The organism is Bradyrhizobium sp. P2_E8, from assembly GCF_056403875.1.
Map to the genome: position 1 here is coordinate 1 of NZ_JBFUES010000736.1, position 3,939 is coordinate 3,939.

3 protein-coding genes and 1 pseudogene are annotated in these 3,939 nt (G+C 66.4%); all 4 read left to right on the forward strand.

What is annotated here, in order from left to right; translation table 11 throughout:
- A pseudogene (locus AC1D00_RS30690) lies at positions 1 to 593 on the forward strand (hydantoinase/oxoprolinase family protein); the annotation flags it as partial.
- Positions 594 to 595: 2 nt separating this feature from the next.
- Positions 596 to 2,254, forward strand: a complete 1,659-nt coding sequence (locus AC1D00_RS30695) for a hydantoinase B/oxoprolinase family protein (RefSeq protein ID WP_477013244.1) — start codon at positions 596 to 598, stop codon at positions 2,252 to 2,254.
- A 30-nt stretch (positions 2,255 to 2,284) separates the two neighbouring features.
- A complete protein-coding gene (locus AC1D00_RS30700) occupies positions 2,285 to 3,283 on the forward strand; it encodes a TRAP transporter substrate-binding protein (RefSeq protein WP_477013245.1) in 999 nt (332 codons plus the stop codon).
- 10 nt (positions 3,284 to 3,293) lie between these two features.
- Complete coding sequence (locus tag AC1D00_RS30705; protein ID WP_092187048.1) at positions 3,294 to 3,887, forward strand: TRAP transporter small permease subunit; 594 nt, start codon at positions 3,294 to 3,296, stop codon at positions 3,885 to 3,887.
- Positions 3,888 to 3,939: the final 52 nt, after the last annotated feature.

The window sequence follows — 3,939 nt, forward strand, 5'->3', positions numbered from 1 at the left end:
TCGCCTATGAGCTGGTGCGCAGCCGTCACGTCCGGCTCGACGATTTCGACACCGGCGCGGTTTCCGACCTCTTGCAGGAGATGGCGACCGAGGCGCGTGCGCTGGTCGAGCCCGGTGCTGCCGGTGCCTCGGTGCGCGAACGCCGCGCGGCCTTCATGCGTTATGTCGGTCAGGGCCACGAGATCAGCGTGGAGYTGCCGAACCGGCCGCTGACATCAGCCGATCTCGCCGGCCTGCGCCAGAAGTTCGAGGCTGATTATTCCGCGATGTTCGAGCGCCCGATCCCGGGTGCCGCGATCGAGGTCCTGAGCTGGTCGGTGCTCGCCACCACCGAGCCGCGCAATCCGTCCGTCGTCGCGGCCGTTGCACGCACGCCCGCGGGCAAGGCGTCCGGCAGCCGGAAATTCTTCGACGGCCGGGCCGGAGAGGTGATCGAGATTCCACTCTATCGCCGCGAGGACATGGCGCCGGGGGCGACGATTGCCGGCCCCGCCGTGATCGCGGAGGATGAGACCTCGACCTTCGTCTCCACCAGTTTTGACGCCCATATCGACGGTGCCGGCAGCATCGTCATGGAACGGAAGGCAGCCTGATCATGAGCAAGGCAAATGGCGCGAGCCTGATCGACCTTCAGATCATGTGGCACCGGCTGATCGCCGTGGTCGAGGAGCAGGCCCAAGTGCTGCTCCGCACCGCCTTCAGCCCGATCGTGCGCGAATGCGGCGATCTCTCGGCCGGCGTGTTCGACCTCAAGGGGCGGATGCTGGCGCAGGCGGTCACCGGCACGCCCGGTCACGTCAACTCGATGGCGGAATCGGTCAAGCACTTCATCGACCACTTCCCGATCGAGACGATGAAGGAGGGCGATGCCTACATCACCAACGATCCCTGGATGGGCACCGGCCACCTCAACGATTTCGTCGTCACCACGCCCTGCTTCAAGGACGGCAAGCCGGTCGCGCTATTCTCCTGCACCAGCCATCTCATGGACATCGGCGGCATCGGCTTCGGGCCTGATGCCACCGACGTGTTCATGGAGGGGCTCTACATCCCGATGCTGAAGCTGATCGACCGGGGCGTCGTCAACGAGACGCTGATGGCGATGATCCGCACCAACACGCGGCTGCCGATCGACACCGAGGGCGACACCTATTCGCTCGCCGGCTGCAACGACGTCGGCTGCGAGCGCCTGGTCGAGATGATGACCGAGTTCGGCATCGACACGCTCGACGAGCTCGGCGACTACATCTGCGAACGCTCGCGCGAGGCCGTGCTGGCCGAGATCGCCAAGCTGCCGAAGGGCAGCTGGCGCAACACCATGGTCGTTGACGGCTACGACGCGCCAGTGACGCTGGCCGCGACGCTGACGATCTCGGRTGCGGGCATTCACGTCGATTTCGACGGCACTTCGACCGCCTCGAAGTTCGGCATCAACGTGCCGTTGTCCTACACCACGGCCTACACCGTGTTCGGCCTCGGCTGTGTCGTCGCCTCGCAGATCCCGAACAATGCCGGCTCGCTGTCGCCGCTGACAGTGTCGGCACCTGCCGGCGCGATCCTCAATGCGCCGAAACCCGCGCCCGTCGCCTCGCGCCACATCATCGGCCAGATGCTCCCCGACGTGGTGTTCGGCTGCCTGCGCCAGATCATTCCCGAGCGCGTGCCGGCGGAAGGCACCTCGTGCCTGTGGAATCTCAACGTGCGCGGACAGACGCGAAGTGGCGTCGGCGGCAATTACGGGTTCTCGATGGCGGTCACCAGCAATGGCGGCACCGGCGCGCGCTTCGGCAAGGACGGCCTGTCGGCCACCGCCTATCCCAGCGGCGTGCGCGGCACGCCGGTCGAGATCGCGGAAACACAGACGCCGCTGATCTTCTGGCGCAAGGAGCTGCGCCCGGATTCCGGCGGGGCAGGGCGTACCCGCGGCGGCCTTGGTCAGATCATCGAGGTCGGCAGCGGCGTCAATGCGCCGTTCGACATTCTGGCGGCGTTCGACCGCATCGATCATCCGCCGCGTGGCCGCGACGGCGGCCGGAACGGCGAGGCCGGCTATGTCGGTCTCAAATCCGGCAAGAAGCTGCGTGGCAAGGGCTTTCAGCAGGTGCCGCCGGACGACCGTCTGGTGGTGTTGACGCCCGGCGGCGCCGGCATCGGCGATCCGACCGAACGGGCACGCTCGGCCGTCAATGACGACATCGAAAGCGGCCTCGTGTCGGCGGACAACGCGGTTGCAGTTTATGGGTACACGCGGTGACGCGTCAGGCGTCGTGAACGGAGGGGCTCAATGATCACGCGACGGAACTTCACCGCGGGCGCCGCGACGCTGCTCGCCGCCGGCCAGATCTCGACCCGCGCGCGGGCGGCAACGATAAGCTGGGACATGTCGACGGTCTGGCCCGACGGCAACTTCCACACCCAGAATGCGATGGCCTTCGCCGAGGAGGTGAAGAAGCAGACCGGCGGCACGGTCAACATCACCGTGAAGGCCGGCGGCCAGCTCGGCTTCAAGGGCCCCGAGCACCTGCGCGCCGTGCGCGATGGCCTCGTGCCGCTCGCCGACGTTCTCAACATCCAGCAGGTCGGCGACGAGCCCTTCATGGGCGTCGAGAGCATCCCGTTCCTGTGCGGCTCGATGGACGAGCTCAAGGTGCTGCACAAATATGTGCGGCCCGAATACGAGAAGGTCGCCGCGCGCAACAACCAGAAGATCCTCTACATTGTGCCGTGGCCGACGCAGTACCTGCATCTCAAGGTCAAGGTCGCCGACGTCGAGGGCCTGAAGAACATCAAGATCCGCGTGCCCGACAAGAACGCCGTCGACATGCTGGCCGTGGTCGGCATGGCGCCGGTGATGATCCCCTGGGGCGAGACGATCCCCGCGCTGGCGTCCGGTGCGGTGTCTGGCGTCTCGACCTCGGCGGTGTCCGGGGYCGACGGCAAGTTCTGGGAATTTCTGAAGTACATCTATCCGACCAACCACGTCTGGTCGTCGCAGATGCTCACGGTCAATCTCGACTCGTGGAAGGTGCTCAGTGCGGATCAGCAGCAGCTCGTCTCCGGCGTTGCCGCCAAGATGGAGCCGGGTTTCTGGGCGAACTCGCTCAAGGCCGACGCCGACAGCCTCAACCGCCTCAAGGAAGGCGGCATGGAGGTGATCCCGGTCTCGGATGCGATGATAAGCGACATCCGCAGCAAGACCGCGCCGCAGCTCGACGCCTTCCTCAAGCGTGTGCCGGCGGCCGACAAGCCGGTGCGGGCCTATCTCGCCGAAATGAAGCGCTGAGGACGAGGTTGTGACGAGCGTCCTTCCCGCAGCTCCGCAGAGCCTCAATGCAGCGGCGCCGGCGCCGCTGCGCATCCTGCTCGACGGAATCGACCGTCTCGGCCGGCTCGACGGCTGGATCGGCGGCGGCTGTCTGCTCACGCTGACGCTGTTGATGCTATGCGAGGTCGCAACCCGCTTCCTCTCGAACTTCCTGCCGTTCTTCCCGCCGACCATCTCGATCGCGTGGGAATATTCCTCCTACCTGATGGCGGCGTCGTTCACCTTCGGCGCCGCCATGACCCTGCGCGTCGGCGGCCACATCCGCGTCGTGCTGCTCCTGAAGAACGCGCCGGCGCCGGTGCAGCGCGCGCTCGAGATCCTCTCCGCAGCGGCCGGCTTCGCCTTCATGGCGTTCCTGACCTCCGCGATGGCGAAGTTCGCCTTCGGCGCCTATGTGCGCGGCCAGGTCTCGACCTCGAGCGACACGCCGCTGTGGTTTCCGGAAGCCGTCGTCACCTTCGGCATGCTGCTGCTCACGCTCCAGTTCCTGGCGCGCGCGATCCAGGCCGCGCTCGGCCTGCCGCTGGAGGATCACCGCATGAAGGCCTCCCCCGTCGAATGACCGCCTTGCCCGCCAACGGATTCAAGATCGCATGACCATCGAAGTCGTTGCC